Annotated in this window: 22 protein-coding genes; 12 read left to right on the forward strand and 10 right to left on the reverse strand. The window is 66.5% G+C overall.

Going from position 1 to position 19,301, the window contains the following annotated elements:
- Positions 1-7 precede the first annotated feature (7 nt).
- From P1U75_RS06725 to P1U75_RS06760, 8 genes are all read left to right on the forward strand, one after another.
- Positions 8-376, forward strand: coding sequence for a MerR family DNA-binding transcriptional regulator (locus P1U75_RS06725; protein WP_300241275.1), 369 nt, complete (start codon positions 8-10; stop codon positions 374-376).
- 229 nt (positions 377-605) lie between these two features.
- Positions 606-1,007 carry a MerR family DNA-binding transcriptional regulator gene (locus tag P1U75_RS06730; protein ID WP_300241322.1) on the forward strand — a complete coding sequence of 134 codons (402 nt, stop codon included), beginning with the start codon at positions 606-608 and terminating at the stop codon, positions 1,005-1,007.
- 53 nt (positions 1,008-1,060) lie between these two features.
- Positions 1,061-2,842: an acyl-CoA dehydrogenase C-terminal domain-containing protein gene (locus P1U75_RS06735; RefSeq protein ID WP_300241277.1), complete on the forward strand. Its 1,782-nt coding sequence runs from the start codon at positions 1,061-1,063 to the stop codon at positions 2,840-2,842.
- A gap of 57 nt (positions 2,843-2,899) precedes the next feature.
- Positions 2,900-3,112: a hypothetical protein gene (locus P1U75_RS06740; protein ID WP_300241279.1), complete on the forward strand. Its 213-nt coding sequence runs from the start codon at positions 2,900-2,902 to the stop codon at positions 3,110-3,112.
- 315 nt (positions 3,113-3,427) lie between these two features.
- Positions 3,428-4,066: a glutathione S-transferase family protein gene (locus tag P1U75_RS06745; protein ID WP_300241282.1), complete on the forward strand. Its 639-nt coding sequence runs from the start codon at positions 3,428-3,430 to the stop codon at positions 4,064-4,066.
- Positions 4,067-4,076: 10 nt separating this feature from the next.
- Positions 4,077-5,288 carry an acetyl-CoA C-acetyltransferase gene (locus P1U75_RS06750; protein WP_300241284.1) on the forward strand — a complete coding sequence of 404 codons (1,212 nt, stop codon included), beginning with the start codon at positions 4,077-4,079 and terminating at the stop codon, positions 5,286-5,288.
- 24 nt (positions 5,289-5,312) lie between these two features.
- On the forward strand, positions 5,313-7,517 hold the full coding sequence (locus P1U75_RS06755; protein ID WP_300241287.1) for a 3-hydroxyacyl-CoA dehydrogenase NAD-binding domain-containing protein: 2,205 nt from the start codon (positions 5,313-5,315) through the stop codon (positions 7,515-7,517).
- 150 nt (positions 7,518-7,667) lie between these two features.
- A complete protein-coding gene (locus tag P1U75_RS06760; protein ID WP_300241289.1) occupies positions 7,668-9,062 on the forward strand; it encodes a diguanylate cyclase in 1,395 nt (464 codons plus the stop codon).
- Positions 9,063-9,077: 15 nt separating this feature from the next.
- On the opposite strand, the gene P1U75_RS06765 is transcribed toward P1U75_RS06760, so the two are convergent.
- The 4 genes from P1U75_RS06765 to P1U75_RS06780 all read right to left on the reverse strand — a co-directional run bounded on the left by P1U75_RS06765 (position 9,078) and on the right by P1U75_RS06780 (position 11,153).
- Complete coding sequence (locus P1U75_RS06765; protein ID WP_300241291.1) at positions 9,078-9,557, reverse strand: periplasmic heavy metal sensor; 480 nt, start codon at positions 9,555-9,557, stop codon at positions 9,078-9,080.
- 1 nt (position 9,558) lies between these two features.
- Positions 9,559-9,927 carry a hypothetical protein gene (locus tag P1U75_RS06770; protein ID WP_300241293.1) on the reverse strand — a complete coding sequence of 123 codons (369 nt, stop codon included), beginning with the start codon at positions 9,925-9,927 and terminating at the stop codon, positions 9,559-9,561.
- Positions 9,920-10,483, reverse strand: a complete 564-nt coding sequence (locus tag P1U75_RS06775; RefSeq protein ID WP_300241325.1) for an RNA polymerase sigma factor — start codon at positions 10,481-10,483, stop codon at positions 9,920-9,922. Before P1U75_RS06775 ends, P1U75_RS06770 begins: the two co-directional genes overlap by 8 nt.
- Before the next feature lie 85 nt (positions 10,484-10,568).
- Positions 10,569-11,153: an EF-hand domain-containing protein gene (locus P1U75_RS06780; protein ID WP_300241295.1), complete on the reverse strand. Its 585-nt coding sequence runs from the start codon at positions 11,151-11,153 to the stop codon at positions 10,569-10,571.
- A 230-nt stretch (positions 11,154-11,383) separates the two neighbouring features.
- Between P1U75_RS06780 and P1U75_RS06785 the strand changes: the two genes are divergently transcribed.
- Both P1U75_RS06785 and P1U75_RS06790 read left to right on the forward strand, forming a co-directional pair.
- Positions 11,384-11,782, forward strand: coding sequence for a DUF983 domain-containing protein (locus P1U75_RS06785; protein ID WP_300241297.1), 399 nt, complete (start codon positions 11,384-11,386; stop codon positions 11,780-11,782).
- A gap of 26 nt (positions 11,783-11,808) precedes the next feature.
- Positions 11,809-12,516: an NUDIX hydrolase gene (locus P1U75_RS06790; RefSeq protein WP_300241300.1), complete on the forward strand. Its 708-nt coding sequence runs from the start codon at positions 11,809-11,811 to the stop codon at positions 12,514-12,516.
- A 15-nt stretch (positions 12,517-12,531) separates the two neighbouring features.
- Here the strand turns inward: P1U75_RS06790 and P1U75_RS06795 are convergent, their stop codons facing one another.
- Genes P1U75_RS06795 through P1U75_RS06805 form a run of 3 tightly spaced genes read right to left on the reverse strand, consistent with a single transcriptional unit; the run spans position 12,532 to position 14,548 of the window.
- Positions 12,532-13,434: a DMT family transporter gene (locus P1U75_RS06795; protein ID WP_300241302.1), complete on the reverse strand. Its 903-nt coding sequence runs from the start codon at positions 13,432-13,434 to the stop codon at positions 12,532-12,534.
- Between the two features lie 21 nt (positions 13,435-13,455).
- Positions 13,456-14,352 (reverse strand): fatty acid desaturase, encoded by an 897-nt coding sequence (locus P1U75_RS06800; protein ID WP_300241304.1) that lies wholly within the window; start codon positions 14,350-14,352, stop codon positions 13,456-13,458.
- Positions 14,345-14,548: a DUF2061 domain-containing protein gene (locus tag P1U75_RS06805; protein WP_300241306.1), complete on the reverse strand. Its 204-nt coding sequence runs from the start codon at positions 14,546-14,548 to the stop codon at positions 14,345-14,347. The genes P1U75_RS06800 and P1U75_RS06805 overlap by 8 nt, the downstream gene beginning before the upstream one ends.
- Before the next feature lie 106 nt (positions 14,549-14,654).
- Between P1U75_RS06805 and P1U75_RS06810 the strand changes: the two genes are divergently transcribed.
- Entirely contained in the window at positions 14,655-15,515 is an 861-nt protein-coding gene (locus P1U75_RS06810) for a helix-turn-helix transcriptional regulator (protein ID WP_300241308.1), read from the forward strand.
- Positions 15,516-15,529: 14 nt separating this feature from the next.
- Here the strand turns inward: P1U75_RS06810 and P1U75_RS06815 are convergent, their stop codons facing one another.
- From P1U75_RS06815 to P1U75_RS06825, 3 genes are all read right to left on the reverse strand, one after another.
- Entirely contained in the window at positions 15,530-16,291 is a 762-nt protein-coding gene (locus P1U75_RS06815) for an SDR family oxidoreductase (RefSeq protein WP_300241311.1), read from the reverse strand.
- The gene (locus P1U75_RS06820) at positions 16,288-17,763 is read right to left on the reverse strand and encodes a carnitine 3-dehydrogenase (RefSeq protein ID WP_300241313.1); all 1,476 of its coding nucleotides are present in this window, start codon (positions 17,761-17,763) and stop codon (positions 16,288-16,290) included. The genes P1U75_RS06815 and P1U75_RS06820 overlap by 4 nt, the downstream gene beginning before the upstream one ends.
- Positions 17,764-17,844: 81 nt before the next feature.
- Positions 17,845-18,762 carry a 3-keto-5-aminohexanoate cleavage protein gene (locus P1U75_RS06825; RefSeq protein ID WP_300241315.1) on the reverse strand — a complete coding sequence of 306 codons (918 nt, stop codon included), beginning with the start codon at positions 18,760-18,762 and terminating at the stop codon, positions 17,845-17,847.
- 78 nt (positions 18,763-18,840) lie between these two features.
- Between P1U75_RS06825 and P1U75_RS06830 the strand changes: the two genes are divergently transcribed.
- Positions 18,841-19,301, forward strand: a 461-nt coding sequence (locus tag P1U75_RS06830; protein ID WP_300241318.1) for an AraC family transcriptional regulator, incomplete at its 3' end; no start/stop codon positions are given.

Below are 19,301 nucleotides of genomic sequence, written 5' to 3' on the forward strand. Positions count from 1 at the left end.
AGCCGGAATGTCCGATCAGCGATTGTCGTTCAAGGAAATGTGCGCCGAATTCGACGTGACGCCGCGCACCCTTCGGTATTACGAGTATATCGAGTTGCTGGAGCCCGACCGCGAGGGGCGCGCAAGGTTCTATGGCCCGCGCGAGCGGGCGCGGATGACCCTGATCATGCGCGGTCGCAAGTTCGGATTCCAGCTCGAAGAGATCCGTCAATGGCTCCTGATCTACGAGAACGAGGGCACCGAGGCCCAGCTCAAGGCCTTTGTCGAGATGGCCGACCGCCAATCCGAGGCCCTCAACCTGCAGCGCGTGCAGATCGACGAAGCCCTGGACGAGCTTGCGCAGCTGCGCGCGGATATCCTGCGCCATCTGGCGTGATCCTGCCGCGGACCCAACGCCTTTTTCATTAACAAACTCAGGGCTCAGGCGATGATCCCGGGGTCGCTCCGCCCCGCAATCCGGGCACCGGAGGAGTGATCCTACGTCACCCCGAAGAGTGACGCAACGTTCAGCTTACGTAAACGTCAACTTCTTGTTGTATACGGTCGAGCAAGGGGTCACCTCTGAGGCAGAGACATGACCCGAAGCCGACGATGAGCAACCGATGATGACCGAAAACCTGATGACGATCCGCGAGATGTGCGATGCCTATGACGTCACACCGCGCACCCTGCGGTTCTACGAATCGAAAGAGCTTCTGTTCCCCCACCGCGAGGGACAGAAACGCCTGTTCACCAAGCGCGACCGCGCCCGGCTCAAGCTGATCCTGCGCGGCAAGCGTTTCGGCTTCAGCCTCGAAGAGATCCGCCAGCTGCTCGACCTCTACTATGTCGGCGACCAGCAGCTGACCCAGCTGTCGCGCACCTATGACATCGCGCGCGACCGGCTGACCGATATGGAAAACCAGCGCGCCGAGCTTGACGAGGCGATCGACGATCTCAAGGCGCAATTGAAATGGGGCGAACGGATGATCGCCTCGATGACCGAAACCCGCAAGGTGGCCGAATAGCCCCCCTGCCCCGTTCAAACGCACGCGTACCGATACTCTGAGGGAGGTTTGAAATGCCCAGCTACACCGCACCCACCAAGGACATGCAGTTCATCCTGCACGACGTGCTCGCCCTGAGTGCGAGCGACATCCCCGGCTATGCCGAGCTGGAGGCCGATTTCACATCCGCCATTCTCGAGGAGGCCGGCAAGATCAGCGCCGGGGTGCTGCATCCGCTTAACGTCATCGGCGACACAGAGGGTTGTCGGCTGGAAAACGGCGTGGTCTACACCCCCACCGGGTTCAAGGCGGCCTTCGAGCAGATGAAGGAGGGCGGCTGGACCGGCCTCGACATGCCTGAGGAATTCGGCGGCCAGAACATGCCCTATGTGATCGGCACTGCGGTGGGCGAGATGTTCTCCTCGGCCAACCAGGCCTTTACCATGTACCAGGGCCTGACCCATGGTGCCGCCAGCGCCATCCTCGCCCATGGCTCCGACGCGCAGAAGGCGACCTACCTGCCCAAGATGGTGTCCTGCGAATGGACCGGCACCATGAACCTGACCGAGCCCCATTGCGGCACCGACCTGGGCCTGATGCGCACCAAGGCCGAGCCACAGGATGACGGCAGCTATCGCGTGACGGGTCAGAAGATCTTCATCTCGTCGGGCGATCACGACATGGCCGACAACATCGTGCACCTGGTGCTGGCCAAGATCCCCGGCGGCCCCGAGGGGATCAAGGGCGTGTCGCTGTTCATCGTGCCCAAGTTCCTCGTGGGCGAAGACGGCTCGCTTGGCGAACGCAACGGCGTCTCGGTCGGCAAGATCGAGGAAAAGATGGGCATTCACGGCAACTCCACCTGCGTGATGAACTATGACGGTGCTGTCGGCTACCTGCTGGGGCAGGAACACAAGGGTATGCGCGCCATGTTCACCATGATGAACGAGGCCCGCCTGGGCGTGGGCATGCAGGGCCTGGCGCAGGCCGAGGCCGCCTATCAGAACGCGGTCGAATACGCCAAGGACCGGCTGCAGGGCCGCGACGTCACCGGCGTCAAGAACCCCGACGGCCCTGCCGATCCGCTGATCGTGCACCCCGATATCCGCCGCAACCTGATGGATCAGAAAAGCTTCACCGAGGGCGCCCGCGCCTTCATCCTGTGGGGCGCCATGCTGATCGACCAGGCCCATCGCGGCGGCGACGCGGCGGCCGACGGGCTGATCTCGCTGATGACCCCGGTAATCAAGGGCTTTCTGACCGACCAGGGCTATGACATGACGGTGCAGGCGCAGCAGATCTATGGCGGTCATGGCTACATCGAGGAATGGGGCATGTCGCAATACACCCGCGACGCCCGCATCGCGATGATCTACGAGGGTGCCAACGGCGTTCAGGCGCTCGACCTGGTGGGCCGCAAGCTGGCACAGGACGGCGGCAAGCACGTGATGGCCTTTTTCGACCTGGTCAAGAGCTTCTGCAAGGAGAACGCCGGCGCGGACGAAGACTATGACCGCGATTTCATCGAGCCTCTGAAGGCCGCGTCGAAAGATCTGCAGGCGGCGGGTATGTACTTCATGCAAAACGGCATGAAGAACCCCAACAACGCGCTCTCCGGCTCTTATGACTTCATGCACATGTTCGGTCATGTCTGCCTCGGGCTGATGTGGGCGCGCATGGCCAAGGCGGCCAATGCGGCGCTGGCCGGGGGCGCCTCGGACGCGGTGTTCTACCAGACCAAGCTGATGACCGGGCGCTACTACATGGCGCGGCGCCTGCCCGCCACCGCCCTGCACCTGCGCCGGATCGAAAGCGGTGCGGAAACGGTGATGGGTCTGGACGCGGCCAACTTCTGAAGCCTAAACGGGTGCCGGGCACATCGCCCGGCCCCGCCATCCGCAGGGAAGAAAGCAATGGCAAAACGCTTCCGACTGACCCGCCGCTTTCCGGTCGCGATGACCGAGGATGGATACCGGCGGCTGAAATCCTTTGCCGCCGAGGCCGGGCTGGACGAGGGCGAGGCGTTGTCCTTCCTGTTCGAGAATTTCGACGCGATCACCGACGAAGAGCACCTGGCCCACCGGTTGCGCCGGTTCAATTCCGAGTTGGACGCGCGAAAGGGGTGACGGGGAAACGGAGGGGGAATGAACCTGCAACGCACCGCCTGGTGGCCGATCTCGGAGGCCTCCGGCGGGAGTATTTGGGACGAAAAGAAGCGCAGGTCCACCCCGCCATCCGGCGCCGATCACGCTGAGTGGCGGCCGGGCGGGACGGCGGGGCTTCTCCTCGTGCGGTCATCGGCTCTCCAGCCTGTACCGCAAAGGCAGGATGCGCCGACCCTGGTTAACCACGGGTTACCGGGCACTGGCGTCCCCCGCTTCTTCTCGTCCAAAATACTCGAATCCGACATCAACCAAACGCGCCCAGGGAGGGCATGACAGATGACCATCAAACTCTACTGCTTCGGCGAAAGCGGCAATTCCTACAAGGCGGCGCTGGCACTGCAACTCAGCGGGCTGGACTGGGAGCCGGTGTTCGTCGATTTCTTCGCCGGCGCCAACCGCACACCCGAGTACCGCAACGAAATCAACGAAATGGGCGAGGCGCCTGTGCTGGTGGACGGCGATTTCAAACTCAGCCAGTCGGGGGCGATCCAACAATACGTCACCGACAAGACCGGCAAGTTCGGCGGCACCACGCAGGCCGAGAAATACGACGTGCTGCGCTGGGTGCTCTGGGACAACCACAAGCTCAGCTCGATGGCGGGGATGACCCGGTTCCTGATGAACTTCCTGCCCGAGGACAAGCGCCCGGCCGAGGTGATCGGCTTCAACCAGGGCCGGCTCAAGGCCGCCTACCAGCTCTTGAACGCCCATCTGGAGGGCCGCGACTGGATCGTCGGCGAGGGCGTGACCAACGCCGACCTGAGCTGCTGCGGCTATCTCTATTATCCCGAGCCTTTCGGCTTCGATCGGACCGAATGGCCCCATATCGACGCCTGGCTGACGCGCCTCAGCGACCAGCCCGGCTGGAAACACCCCTATGATCTGATGCCCGGCAACCCGTCGGACCGCGCATAAGGAGACGACCATGACAGAAGCCTATATCTATGACGCGCTGCGCACCCCGCGCGGCAAGGGCCGCAAGGACGGCGCCCTGCACGAGGTGACCTCGCTGCGGCTCAGCGCGCTGACGCTGAACGCGCTCAAGGAGCGCAACAATCTCGACGGCCACGCGGTCGAGGACGTGATCTGGGGCAATGTCACCCAGGTGATGGAACAGGGCGGTTGCCTGGCGCGCTCGGCCGTTCTGGCATCGGATCTGGACGAGTCGATCCCCGGGCTGGCGATCAACCGCTTCTGCGCCTCCGGCATGGAGGCGGTGAACCTGGCCGCCAACCAGGTGCGCGGCGGCGCCGGCGAGGCCTATATCGCCGGCGGCGTGGAAATGATGGGCCGGGTCGCCATGGGCAGCGACGGCGCCGCCATCGCGGTCGATCCGACGCTGGCGATGGACAGTTATTTCGTGCCGCAGGGCATTTCGGCCGACATCATCGCCACCGAGTACGGCTTCAGCCGCGAGGATGTGGACGCGCTGGCGGTGGAAAGCCAGCGCCGTGCCGAAATCGCCTGGAAAGAAGACCGCTTTGCGAAGTCGGTGATCACGGTGCGCGACCAGAACGGCTTGGCGATCCTCGATCACGACGAATACATGCGCCCGGAAACCAGCATGCAGACGCTGGGCGCGCTCAACCCCTCGTTCCAGATGATGGGCGAGCAGATGCCGGGGTTCGACAAGATCGCGCTGCTGAAATACCCGCATCTTGAGCGGATCAACCATGTGCACCACGCGGGCAACAGCTCGGGCATCGTCGATGGCTCTGCCGCCGTGCTGATCGGCAACAAGGAATTCGGCGAGAAATACGGGCTCAAGCCGCGCGCGCGTATCCGCGCCACCGCCAAGATCGGCACCGATCCCACAATCATGCTGACCGGTCCGGTGCCGGTGACCGAGAAGATCCTCAGGGATAACGGCATGACCATTTCCGACATCGACCTCTTCGAGGTGAACGAGGCCTTTGCCGCCGTGGTGCTGCGCTTCATGCAGGCGTTTGACGTCGATGCCGACAAGGTCAACGTCGGCGGCGGCGCCATCGCCTTTGGTCACCCGCTGGGCGCCACCGGGGCGATGATCATCGGCACCGTGCTGGACGAGCTGGAACGCCAGGACAAGCAAGTGGGCCTTGCCACCCTTTGCATTGCGTCGGGCATGGGCGCGGCAACCATCATCGAGCGCGTGTAAGCGACGGAACGGGAGACTGGAAATATGGCTGAATTTACCCTGACCAAAGACGCCGAGGGCGTCGCCACCATCACCTGGGACGTGCCGGGCAAGTCGATGAACGTGATGTCCTTCGACGGGCTGGCCGAGTTGGAGGCCTGCATCGACGACGCGCTGGCCGATGAGGCCGTCAAGGGCATCGTCGTCACCTCGGGCAAGGCGGGCTCTTTTGCCGGCGGCATGGACCTCAACCTGCTGGCCAAGATGAAGGAAGACGCCGGCGACGATCCCGCGCGCGGGCTGTTCGACGGCATCATGCAGATGCACGCCCTGCTGCGGAAGATCGAGCTTGCGGGCATGGACCCCAAGACCAAGAAGGGCGGCAAGCCGATCGCCGCCGCCCTGCCCGGCACCGCCGCCGGCATCGGGCTGGAACTGCCGCTGGCGACGCACCGCACCTTTGTCGCCGACAACCCCAAGGCGCGGATCGGCCTGCCGGAGATCATGGTCGGCATCTTCCCCGGCGCCGGCGGCACCACGCGGCTGGTGCGCAAGCTGGGTGCGATGGGCGCCTCGCCGTTCCTGCTCGAGGGCAAGATGGTGGAGCCGGCCAAGGCCAAATCCGCCGGACTGATCGACGAGGTGGTCGCCGATCCGCTTTCCGCCGCGAAGGACTGGGTGCTGACCGCCAAGGATGCCGATATCGTCAAGCCGTGGGATGCCAAGGGCTACAAGATGCCCGGCGGTGCGCCCTATCACCCGGCGGGCTTCATGACCTTTGTCGGGGCCAATGCCATGGTGAACGGCAAGACCAAGGGCGCCTTCCCCGCGCCCAAGGCACTGCTGTCGGCGGTCTATGAAGGCGCGCTGGTCGATTTCGACACCGCCCTTCGCATCGAGGCACGCTGGTTCACCCATGTGCTGATGAACCCGTCGTCGGGCGCGATGATCCGGTCGCTGTTCCTGAACAAGGAGGCGTTGGAAAAAGGCGCGGTGCGGCCCAAGGATATTCCCGACCAGCGGGTCAAGAAACTGGGCGTGCTCGGTGCCGGCATGATGGGCGCGGGCATCGCGCTGGTCTCGGCCCAGGCGGGCATGGAGGTGGTGCTGATCGACCGCGATCAGGCCGCCGCCGACAAGGGCAAGTCCTATACCGAGGCCTATCTCGACAAGGGGATGAAGCGCGGCAAGGTGACGGCCGAGAAGAAAGAGGCGATGCTGGGCCTGATCACTGCCACCCCCGATCTGGATCACCTCAATGGCTGTGACCTGATCATCGAGGCGGTGTTCGAGGATCCCAAGGTCAAGGCCGAGATGACCCAGCGGGTCGAGGCGATCATCCCCGAGGACTGCATCTTTGCCTCCAACACCTCGACCCTGCCGATCACCGAACTGGCCAAGGCCAGCAAGCGGCCCGAGCAGTTCATCGGCATCCACTTTTTCTCGCCGGTCGAGAAAATGCTGCTGGTCGAGATCATCAAGGGCAAGGAAACCGGCGACCGGGCCGTGGCCAAGGCGCTGGATTACGTGCGCCAGATCCGCAAGACACCCATCGTGGTGAACGACGCGCGGTTCTTCTACTGCAACCGCTGCATCATTCCCTACATGAACGAAGCGATGCGGATGGTGACCGAGGGCGTCGCGATGCCGCTGATCGACCACGCGGCGCAACAGCTCGGCTTCCCCGTCGGGCCGATCCAGTTGACTGACGAGACCTCGATCGATCTGGGGGCCAAGATCGCCCGGGCGACCAAGGCGGCGATGGGCAATGCCTATCCAGACAGCCCGGCCGATGATCTGATCTTCTGGCTGGAAGAGGAAGGGCGCCTTGGCCGCAAGTCCAAGGCCGGCTTCTTCGACTATGACGAAAGCGGCAAGCGGCTGGGCTATTGGAAAGGCATGGCGGACAAATACCCGCTGGCCGATCCGCAGCCCGACCTGATCGAAGTGCAGGAACGTCTGATGTTCGCGCAGGTTCTGGAAGCGGTCCGTGCGCTGGAGGAAGGCGTTCTGATGGACATCCGCGAAGGCGACGTGGGCGCCATCCTGGCCTGGGGGTTCGCGCCCTGGTCGGGCGGCCCGCTGAGCTGGATCGACATCATCGGCACCCCCTATGCCGCGGAACGCTGCGACCAGCTGACCGAAGCCTATGGCGAGCGTTTCGCCTGCCCGCCGCTGCTGCGCGAGATGGCGGAGAAGGGCCAGACCTTCTATGGCCGCTTCAACCCGGAGGCCAAGGCCGCCGCCTGATCCGGCCCGGTCGCTGAAAATCCCCGGCCCGGCGCACCTGTGTGCCGGGCTTTTTTCATGCCTCCGGACCTAGCCTTCGAAACCGAATGTTAACCACTCCCCGCCACAGTTTTGCCACAGTTTCACCGGTGCTGGACGAAAGGCGACCCCTTGCACGAAACCATTCTTATCGCCGACGCCGACGCGATCCGGCGTGTGATGCTGGAGGTGCAACTGGGCGCCGCGTGGTACCGGGTGGTGCAGGCAACGCGGCTGTCCGACGCTCTGGCGATGGCCCCCCGGATCCGGCCCGACCTTGTCATCGCGGCGATGGCGTTGCCCGATGGTGACGCACCGGCGCTCCGGTCTCAGCTCGACCGCGATCCGGCGCTGGCGCAGGTTCCGATGATTGCACTGACCGCCCGGAACGACCGTGCGGCGCGGCTGCGGGCGCTGCGGGCCGGGATCGATGACGCGCTCGCGCTGCCGGCCGACGACCGGTTGCTGCAGGCCCGTATCCGCAGCCTGTTGCGCACCGGCTTCAGCGGAGAGGGGCTATGCCTTGCCGGCGGCGCGCCGGACATCGCCGGCCTTGCAGAGCCCAAAGCGGTGTTCGCCCTGCGCCCCCAGAGCGCCCGTATCGCGCTGTTGACCGGCCGCGCGGGGACCGCGCGGGCCTGGCGGACCGCGCTGACCCGGCACATGGCGCACCCGATCGCCTGCCACCGGATCGGCGCGACGCACAGCCCGCTTTCCCCCCGGCCCGACGCCGTGGTGATCGAGGTCGGCGCGGAGCCAGAGGCGGGCGCGGAGCTGCATGTGCTCGCCGGGCTGCGCGCTGGCGGCGCGACCCGCGACACCGCGGTGATCGCGGTGCCCGCCGCCGGGGACAACCGGCTCGCCGTCGAGGCGTTGGACCGGGGCGCCCATGACGTGATGCCCTCGGGCTTCGACGCCGCCGAACTGGCGCTCCGGCTCGAAGCGCAACTGCGGCGCAAGGCACGCGCGGACCGGCTGCGCAATACGGTCCAGAACGGGCTGCGCGATGCCCTGCGCGACCCGCTGACCGGTCTGTTCAATCGACGCCACGCGCTGCCGCATCTCGACGCCGCGCTGCGCAGCGCGGCGCGGACCGGCGAAACCGCCGCGCTGCTTCTGGCCGACCTCGACCATTTCAAGCGGGTCAACGACCGCCACGGCCACCCCGTGGGCGATGCAGTTCTGATCGAGGCAGCGCGGCGGCTGCAGGGGGCCGTGAGGGCCCCCGACATGATTGCGCGTTTTGGCGGCGACGAATTTCTGGTCGTGATGCCGGGCAGCGGCCTTCGGGCGGCCCGACAGGCTGCCGGGCGGCTCTGCCGCGCACTGGATAAGGCGCTGATCGGACCAGGTGGCCCAACTCCGCCGCTGCATGTCACCGCCAGTATCGGCCTGGCTGTCGGCCCGGCGCAGGGGGGGCGGTGCGCCGACCCAGCCGCGGCGCTGATCTGCAGTGCCGACCGGGCGCTCTATGCCGCCAAGACCGAGGGGCGCAATCGGTACTCCATCGCATCGGAGCCGGCCTGACCGGCACCGTCCGCCCTAGCGGTCGCGATGGTGAGAATGACGCGCCATCGCCTCGGCCAGCCGGTCGGCATAGGCCGCGCGTTCGCCGTCGCTCATCCCCGCAACCCGGGTCAGCCAGGCGGTGCGCAGCGCCTGCTCCAGATCGTTGCGCTGCCGGGACTGCGCGGCGAGAAATACCTCGATCGGGGCCGGATCGAAGGGCACCGCCCGCAGCGCCGCGTCCAGTTCTGCGGCCTCGGCGCGGTGCCGTTCGGCGCGCTCATCCCGCGGGCCCAAACGCTCGTCCCGCAACGCGCGACGGTCCTCGCGCGGCAGTTCGCGGTAGAGCATCGCGCCCAGCGGCAGCGGCGCGCGCGCCTTGTCCGGCCCGCCAAAGCGGATCGCCGCCCCCACCGCCATCCCGGCCACCGCCAGGTTCAGCGCCAGCGACACACCCAACGCGACCCGGATCCACATGCGCATCCGCGGCGGTTTGCGATCGGTCATATCGGTCATCTTATCCATCCTCCGGCAATACCGAGGACAGCGCATAGCTGTCCAACAGGTTCACGGAACTGTTCTGCTCGGCCATCAACCCGACCGGATCGGGCAGGAAATCGGGCGGCGAGACACCGATCCAGACCCCGGCGGCACAGGCTGTTGCCAGCCCGCCCATCGCCGGCCAGCCGCCCAGCAGCGCCAGAAGCTGGCGCCAGCGGCCCGCACCGGCCAGGGCGCCCTCACCGACCCGCAGACTTTCGGCCTGCACCCTGTCGGCATCGGCGAGCATGCGCGCCGCAAGCCCGGCGGGCAGGACCGTATTCGCACAGCGAGCGGCCGCGAAATGGGTTTCGAGAATGCTGTCTTCGATGTCTTTATCAACCATTGTCATACCCCAATTCCGCTTGCCGCCCCGCCAGGGCCGCGGCCAATGTCCGCTTGCCCCTCGCGGTCAGGCTCTCGACCGCCTCCACGCTGATCTCCATGATCCCCGCGATCTCGGGGTTGGAAAGCTCTTCGATATGGCGCAGCACCACGGCCTGTCGCTGCCGTTCCGGCAGGGTCAGAAGCGCCGCCTGCAATGCATCCGTTCGCGCCCCGTCCTGCATCCGCTCTGCCGCGCCCGGCCCGGGGTCGGCCGGATCGGGCACCGCGTCGAGCGGCACCGCCCCGGCGCGCTTGCCGTGCCGCTTGCGGTCGAGACAGAGGTTCATCACCACCCGGTACAGCCAGGTCGAAACCTGCGCCTCTCCGGGGCGCCAGTCCGGCGCCATGCGCCAGAGCCGCAACATCGCCTCCTGCGCCGCATCCTCTGCCTCGGCCCGGTTGCCCAGCACGCGCAGGGCAACCGAGTAAGCCTTGGGACCGAGTCGCGCAGTCAGAACCCGCGCCGCCCGCTCGTCGCCATTGGCGAAAAGCGCGACCAGCGCATCGTCGGACAGCTCCGCATCCTCTCCCCCGGACGGCGCGGCGGTTACACCGCGCGCGCCCGGCGGTCCGGATATGATCCCGGCCCGGGCCACAGGATCAGTTGTTGTCCTGCATCCGCTGGCGCATCGGACCGTCGCAACCGTCCTTGTCGCCACCCTTCTTGTGACCATGGCCCATACGGTGCCCATCGCCACGACCGTCTCGCTTGCCATGATGGCGGCCCATCCGGTCACCGGCGCGGTCGAACTCTTCCTTCGACAGGGTGCCGTCGTCATCCGCATCGGCACGGGCGAACATGCGTTCCGCCTGGGTCATCCGGCGCTGGCCCGGCATCTCATCGAAGCTCACCGTTCCGTCGCCGTCACGGTCCATCCGCTCCAGCATCTTCTTGGCCATCTCGTCGGCCCGCTGGCGCGCCTGTGCCTGCATTTCCTCCAGGCTCAGCTTGCCGTCGCCATCCGCGTCGGCCTGACCGAAGCGCGCCTTGGCAGGGGCCATCATTTCTTCGGCGGTGACTGCGCCATCCTTATCGGCATCCAGTTCCTCGAAGCTGGGGCGCTGATGCATGCCCATCCCCTCCATCGGGCCGCTCATCGGCCCCTTTGCCTGTGCCAATGCCGCGCCGGCCCCCAGAACGCCTGCCGCCAAAACGATACCCGTGATGAAGTCACGATGTTTCATAACTGCCTTCCTTTCGTATTCCGGCGGGCCCTTTTGCCGCCGTTCATACACTTCAAACGCGGCGCCGTGCGTAATCCGTCGCAGAATTTTAAAGTTTCTTCCACGCCCGAAATCTGCGACATCATCCTGGGCCAGGGTTTGCGACATCGGGACGCAAGGGGGCGTCTTCCCCTTACGCTTCGGAGGCAAAACCCCCAAATTATCCCGAACAAGTTAAGAAAGACGCGCGCATGACCGACCAGACGCTAACCGCAGTACCCGAAACTGATCGCCCGATGTGGACCTCGCTGTTCCGCGGGTTCCGCCGCAAGTGCCCGCACTGCGGCGAGGGCGCTGTTCTGCACAGCTATCTCAAGGTGAACGACACCTGCTCGGTCTGCAACGAATCCTTCCGCAACCACCGCGCCGACGACGGGCCGGCCTATCTGACCATCCTGATCGTGGGCCACCTGATGGCTCCGCTGCTGCTGATCGTGTTCGAGGCCTTCCGTCCCGAGCCTTTGGTGTTGTTCGGCATTTTTGCGGTTGGATGTCTCAGCCTCTCGCTTTACCTTCTGCCCAGACTGAAGGGTGCGGTCGTTGCCTTCCAATGGGCGCGGCGCATGCACGGGTTCGACCAACCCGCCTGACCCTTCCAACACGAAACGGTGAGGACATGAGCAAACAAACACTGGACAAGACCGCGATCCGCAACGCCGCCACGGTGATCGTGCTGCGCGACCGGATGGAGAATCCCGCCATCCTCATGGGCCAGCGCGGCGCCAAGGCGGCCTTCATGCCCAACAAATTCGTCTTCCCCGGCGGCGCGGTGGATGCCGCCGACGCGGCGATCCCGCTGGCCACGCCCCTGCCCCGGGTCTGCCACGAGCGTCTAGAGGAAAACGCCCCAAGCGGCATGCAGACCGCGCTCGCCGCCGCCGCGATCCGCGAGTTGTGGGAGGAGACCGGCCTGGTGCTGGGCGAACCGGGCCACTGGCCGGGCGAGATCCCCGCCGACTGGCACAGCTTCGCGAACACCGGGCACGTCCCCTCGGCCGAGGCGCTGCAGTTCGTGTTTCGCGCGCTGACCCCGCCAGGCCGGCCGCGCCGTTTCGATGCGCGATTCTTCCTTGTCGATGCCGACGCGATCCAGAGCGATCTGGACGATTTCACCCATGCTTGCGACGAACTTTCGCACCTGCAGTGGATTCCGCTGACCGAGGCGCGCCGCTTTGACCTGCCGTTCATCACCGAGGTGGTGCTGGCCGAGGTCGCCGCCCGCGCCGACGACCCGGCACCGCCCCAGTCGGTGCCCTTTTTCCGCAACAGCGACGAAGAAAGCCGGTTCCTGCAGCTCCGTGGCCATCCCATGCCGGAAAGCTGAGCGGCGCCTGCCCGCTCAGATCGCCATCACCAGCGCCAGGATCGACAGCCCCAACAGGCCCATGCCCGCGATCTCGCGCGCGGCGATCCTTTCGCGGAACACCAGCACCGAGGCCAGCAGGCTCAGGATAAGCTCCACCTGCCCCAGCGCCTTGACATAGGCCGCGTTCTGCAAGGTGAAGGCGAGGAACCAGCAGAACGATCCGCCCATGCTGGTCAGCCCGACGAACACCGCCGTCCGGCGCGCCGCCCAGACCGCCCGCAACTCGTCGCGGTCACGCCAGACCATCCAGAGCCCCATCGAGACCATCTGGAATGTCACCACGCAGGCCAGCGTCACGCTGGCGCGGAAGACCGGGTCGGGGTCCGACAGTTGCAGCGAGGCGCCGCGGTAGCCCACCGCCGAAAAGGCGAACAGCACGCCCGAGCCCAGCCCGAGCCCGGCGGCGCGGTTGGTCAGGTGCCGCCACCAGGCGCCGTCGCTGTCGGGCGCGCGGGACAGCACCAGCACCGCTGCCAGCCCCAGCAGGATCGCGACCCAGCCTCCCGCGCTGATCCGGTCGCCCAGAACCACCAGACCGACCAGCGCGGTCTGGATCACCTCGGTCTTCTTGAAGGTGATGCCGACGGCGAAGTTGCGCTGCTTGAACAGGGCCACGACACAGATGGTGGCGAGGATCTGCGCGGTTCCGCCGATCACCGCGAACAGCCAGAACCGCCCCCCGAGCGGCGGCAGCCCGCGCCCGGTGGCCCAGAGGTAGACCGCCAGCGCGACCAGGATCAGTGGCGCGGAATAGGCAAACCGCGCAAAGGTGGCGCCGGCGGGCGACAGCCGCGTCGAACTCAACACCTTTTGCAGCATGAAGCGCGCGGTCTGGAAGGTCGCCGCGGCCAGGGTGACGGGAATCCATAAAGCCATGGTTTCCCCTATGGCGCGAAATCAGCCCCGGTGCCAGAGCGGATGCGCAACCGGGTCCTTGGGTTTGATGAGGTAGCGCCGGAACACCTCGCCGTAGGATCGGAAAAGATACCCGTCGTTGCAGGCCAGGTAGCGGTCGCGCCCGGCCCGGTAGAGCGCCGGCAGCCGGTGCCAGGGTGCCGCAGGGTTCATGTGATGAACCACGTGCAGGTTGTTGTTCAGAAACAGAAAGGCCAGCGGCCCGCGATCCTCGATGATCACCGTGCGGGCGCGTGTCGCCACATGCGCGCGGTGCTCCAGAAAGGTCCGGATCTTCAGCACGCCAAGCGCGGCGTAGGCGGCGGGCAGGTAGGCCCAGACCGGCAGCGGTGCGACCGCCACCAGCGCCAGAACCGCGATCAGCCCCGGCAGGTGCAGCGCCCAGGCCAGCCAGGCCGCCCGGTCGCGCCGCTGCGCCCAATCCTGCGCCATGAACCGCAATTGCCCGATCGCCGGTCCCAGCAGGATGCGGCCCAGAAGCGTGTTGTTTACCGCGTAAACTGTACGTTTCCATCGCGGTAACCCCGCCCAGACACCGGGATCGAGATAGTTCGATTCCGGGTCGTCATAGGGATCGGTGAGCCGCGCATCCATGTGATGCGCAAGATGCAGGTCGCGAAATCGGCCATAGGGGATAAAGAGCGTCAAGGGCAGCACCATCAGTGCCTCGTTCAGCGCGCGCGAGCGGAACGGGTGGCCGTGCAGCACCTCATGCGTGAGCGAGGAGTGCAGCGTCAGCACCGGAACCAGAAGCAGCGCGGAAAGCCAGGCCGGCAAGGGTGCGAAGAGCAGCGCCAGCCACAGCCCGTAGCAGGCCAGGATCAGCGCGAATGTGCCCCATTCCGGGGCCGGTGGCGTGGATACGCGCGGCTCAGACATGGCGGCCCCAGCGGATATTGGCCCAGATCCGCTCGTAGAGCAGGTACATCACAAGCCCGACCGCCGTGTTGATCAGCGCCATCGCACCGCCAACCGCGGCCGATCCGGTGGCGGCCAGCCCGACAAGGGCCATGACCGCCAGCCCGATCAGGTTCCAGATCACCGCCTTGACCAGGGATCTCCCGCGCGTCTCCATGCCGCCTCCGATTGGTTGGTTCACGACCGTGTTACCGCTGCGGCGCGGCCTGTGACCATTCGGAATATGATTAACAAAACTCACGGACTGTGATATTTATCTACATATGCTAATTAAAATCGACAAACGCCTCCGGGCCACCCAGTTCCGCGACCGCCTGGCACAGGCCATGCGCCACGGCGGGTTGAGTCAGAGCGCGCTGGCCCGCGCCGTGGGGGTGGACCGCTCGACGATCTCTCAACTGCTGACAGACGAGGGCGCGCGCCTGCCCAACGCCCATGTGGTCGGCGCCTGCGCCGCGGCACTTGGGGTCTCCGCCGACTGGTTGCTCAGCCTGTCGGACCGGCCCGAAAGCGCGGCCCAGCTGCTTTCGGCCAGCCTGTCGCTCAGCGAGGCGCCCCGCGCGCTGGTGGACCAGCAGATCTTCGACTGGCACCGCGAGGCGGCGGGTTACAAGATCCGCCACGTTCCCGCCGCCCTGCCCGACATGCTCAAGACCCGCGCCATGCTGGAATGGGAATACGCCCCGCACCTGGGGCGCACCGCCGATCAGGCGATCGGCGCGTCAGAGGACCGGCTCAACTGGATGCGCAGCGCGCAATCGGATTACGAAATTGCCATGCCGCTCAGCGAGTTGGACAGTTTTGCTCATGCCAGCGGTTATTACACCGGCATCCCCGCCGCCCTGCGCCGCGAACAGATCGACCGGTTCCTCGATCTCGCCGAACAGCTTTACCCGCGCCTGCGCATCTACCTGTTCGACTCCCGCCGTCTCTACTCCGCGCCGGTGACGATCTTCGGCCCGCTCCTGTGCGTGTTCTACGCCGGGGGGCATTACCTGGCCTTTCGCGACCGCGACCGGATCGAGGTGTTTTCGCGCCATTTCGACCACCTGGTGCGCGAGGCGGCGCTGACCGCGCGTGACCTGCCCGGCCACCTGCGCCGGCTGCGCGCCGACGTCGCCTGAGGCGCGACCGTCGCCTAAAGCTTCGGATCGGGGTTCACCGTGAACCCGTCCACCGCGATCACCTGCCCCGACACCAGCCGCGCCGCGTCCGAGGCAAGGAACACCGCCATTTCCGCGATGTCGCGCGCCTCGACAAAGCGCCCCATCGCGGTGCCCGAGGCATATCCGCCATAAACCTGGTCCCGCGTCATCCCCTTGGCCACCGCCTCGCGCGCCAGCACCCCCTCCATGCGCGGCCCCTCGACCGCGCCGGGACAGATCGCGTTGACCCGGATGCCGTGCGGACCCAGTTCCATCGCCAGCGTCTTCATCAACCCGATCACCGCCCATTTCGCCGCCGCATAGGGCGCCCGGTTCGGATAGCCGTATTGCCCCGCCGTCGAGGAGGTCAGGACCATCGCGCCGCGCCGCTCGGCCTTCAGCAGTGGCGCGGCATGTTTCGCGGTCAGAAAGGCCCCATCGAGGTTCACCGCGAGACAGGCGCGCCAATCCTTTAGCGCCACCTCCTCGACCGGCGCGGTCGGCCCGGCGATCCCGGCATTGGCACAAACCGTATCCAGCCCGCCCCAGTCCCGCCGCGCCTCGGCGAAGAGCGCGGCGACCCCGGCCTCGTCGCGCACGTCGAGGGTGGTCTTGCGCCACGCCTCCGGGCAGGTCTCCAGCGCCGCCGCGTCGCTGTCGGCGACCCAGACCCGCGCCCCGGCGGCGGTGAACCCCTCGGCCATCGCCCGACCGATGCCACTGGCCCCCGCAGTGATCAGAACCCGCTGGCTCACCTGGGCGCGCCGATGAACCGGCCCACGCCCTCCGGCCTGGGCAGCTTGGCATGGGCCTCGACGATGCGCGCCATGTTGGCCTCAATCCGGTCGCTCGGCGGCGACGGGCGGCGGGTTTCAAGGCTGACGTGGATCAGCATATGCTCGCCCGTCGCCACCGGTTCGTCGCCGCGATACATGGTGTGGAACAGGTGCATCTTCTTGCCCTGCCCCATCAGCAGATGCGTGCGCACCTCGATCAGATCGCCCGCGTGCGCCTCGGCCAGGTGGCGGATATGGGTCTCGGCGGTGAAATAGCTGCCGCCCGAGGCGATATACTCCGCATCGCATCCCACCAGTTCCATGAACCGGTCCGAGGCATCGCAGAAGCTCTGCAGATAGCGGCTCTCGTTCATGTGACCGTTGTAATCGGTCCAGTCCAGCGGCACCGCCCGGCGCATGGTCACGATGGGCTGAGAGACATCCGCCATGTCCTCGGCATAGCCCTCCAGGTTGCTGCCCGCCTTTTGCCGCGCGTCCTGTTCGGCCAGCACCGCGCCGGCGCCCCACCCCTGCGCCTTGAGCGCGCGCAGGATGCCGACAAGGTTGTCGTCGCGGTGGCGTTCCATCTCGCGGATCGACATATGCCCTGATTGCGCATCCGATTGCCCGGCGATCAGGTCGACCAGTTCATCGTTGAACTCCGGCACGTCCATCAGCTTGGTCCAGGGCCATTCCAGGCAGGGGCCGAACTGCGCCATGAAATGTTTCATCCCGGCCTCGCCGCCGGCCACGCGATAGGTGTCGAAAATCCCCATCTGTGCCCAGCGCAACCCGAACCCCATGCGGATCGCCTCGTCGATCTCCTGCGTGGTGGCGACCCCGTCCTTGACCAGCCAGAGGCATTCGCGCCAGACCGCCTCGAGCATCCGGTCGGCGATATGGGCGTCGATCTCCTTCTTCACATGCAGCGGAAACATCCCGAGCCCTTGCAGCACCGCCTTGGCGGCCTCGATCCGCTCCGGCGCATTGGCCGGGCTGGGCACCAGTTCCACCAGCGGCAGCAGGTAGACCGGGTTGAACGGATGGGCGACGACGATCTGTTCCGGCCGCGCCGCGCCCTGCTGCAACTCGCTGGGCTTGAACCCCGAGGTCGACGAGCCGATCACCGCCTGCGGATCGCAAGCGGCCTGAACCTCGGCGAAGACCTTGTGCTTGATCTCCAGCCGCTCCGGCACGCTCTCCTGGATCCAGGCCGCACCGGCAACTGCGTCAGATATGCTGTCATGAAAACTCAGCCTCCCCTCCGGCGGCAGCGCCACGTCGCTCAGCCCCGGCAGCGACCGGCGCGCATTGGCCAGCACCTCGCCGATCTTGCGCGTCGCCTCCGGATCGGGGTCGAAAACCCGCACATCCCAACCGTTCAGAAGAAAGCGCGCGGCCCATCCGCCGCCGATCACGCCCCCGCCAATGATGCTTGCCACCCGTATCATGCCCGTACTCCCCGTTTCTCGTTTCCACATTGGCGACCCCGGGGGCATGCCCGATGCCCCCAGGCCCGTCCATTCACTGCCTCAGGACGCCGCCGGCGCCCGCTTGACCAGCCCCAGCTTGTCGCGCACCTCTTGCGGGCCGATCACCCGCGCGCCCATGGTCTCGATGATCGTCACCGCCCGCTCGACCAGTTGCGCATTGGTCGCCAGCACCCCCTTGTCGAGCCAGAGGTTGTCCTCAAGCCCGACCCGCACGTTGCCGCCGGCCAGCACGCTGGCAGCGACATAGCCCATCTGGTTGCGCCCCAGCGCAAAGGCGGAAAAGGTCCAGTCGTCGGGCACGTTGTTGACCATCGCCATGAAGGTGTTGAGGTCATCCGGCGCGCCCCAGGGCACCCCCATGCAAAGCTGCACCAGCGCCGGGCTGTCCAGGACACCGTCCTTGACCAGTTGTTTCGCATACCACAGGTGCCCGGTGTCAAACGCCTCGATCTCGGGCTTCACCCCCAGCGCGGTCATCATCCGGCCCATCGCCTGCAACATGCCCGGCGTGTTGGTCATCACGTAATCGGCCTCGGCGAAATTCATCGTGCCGCAGTCCAGCGTGCAGATCTCCGGCAGGCATTGCGCCACATGCTCCACCCGCGCGGCGGCGCCGATCATGTCGGTGCCCTCGTCCTTGAGCGGCAGAGGGCTTTCGGTGGGGCCGAACACCATGTCGCCGCCCATCCCGGCGGTGAGGTTCAGCACCACGTCCACCTCCGCCTCGCGGATCCGCTCGGTCACCTCGCGATACAGATCCAACCGGCGGCTCGGCGCGCCGGTCTCGGGATCGCGCACGTGGCAATGCACCACCGCCGCCCCGGCGCGGGCCGCGTCGATCGCACTTTCGGCGATCTGGGCCGGGCTGCGCGGCACATGCGGGCTGCGGTCCTGGGTGCTGCCCGATCCGGTCACGGCACAGGTGATGAAAACCTCGCGGTTCATGGCAAGCGGCATCTCGATCCCTCCTTTGGTTCCGGGCCAAGAATGACGCGGGTTTGCCTGCAAGACTTCACATGGTACGAAATATACTTGATGAAAAACGCAAGAAACATCTTCACCCCCTCGGATGCCGCGCTGACAACCGCCGTGCTGGTTCTAAACGATTGCAACACGCTGTCCTTCGCCGCCGGGGTCGACCCGATGCGCGCCGCCAACCGGCTGGCCGGGCGGCGCCTGTTCGACTGGTCCTATGTCACCGCCACCGGCCGGCCCGCACGCCTGACCAGCGGCATCGAGGTGCCGGGGCCACCGCTGGCGCGGCTCGCCCGCTGCGATCTGCTGCTGGTGATCGCGGGCTTCGGGCTGGAGCGACACGACACCCCCGCCCTGCGCGCCAGCCTGCGCCGCATCGCCGCCAGCGGCGCGACGCTGGCCGGCATCGACGGCGGGCCTTGGCTGCTCGCCGCCGCCGGGCTGCTCGATGGGCACGGCGCCACCACCCATTGGGAGGATCTGGACCGCCTCGCCACCCGGTTCCCCGAGGTTCGCGTGCT

Origin of the sequence: Antarcticimicrobium sp., assembly GCF_029212575.1 — a bacterium.
Classification (GTDB): Bacteria; Pseudomonadota; Alphaproteobacteria; order Rhodobacterales; family Rhodobacteraceae; genus Antarcticimicrobium.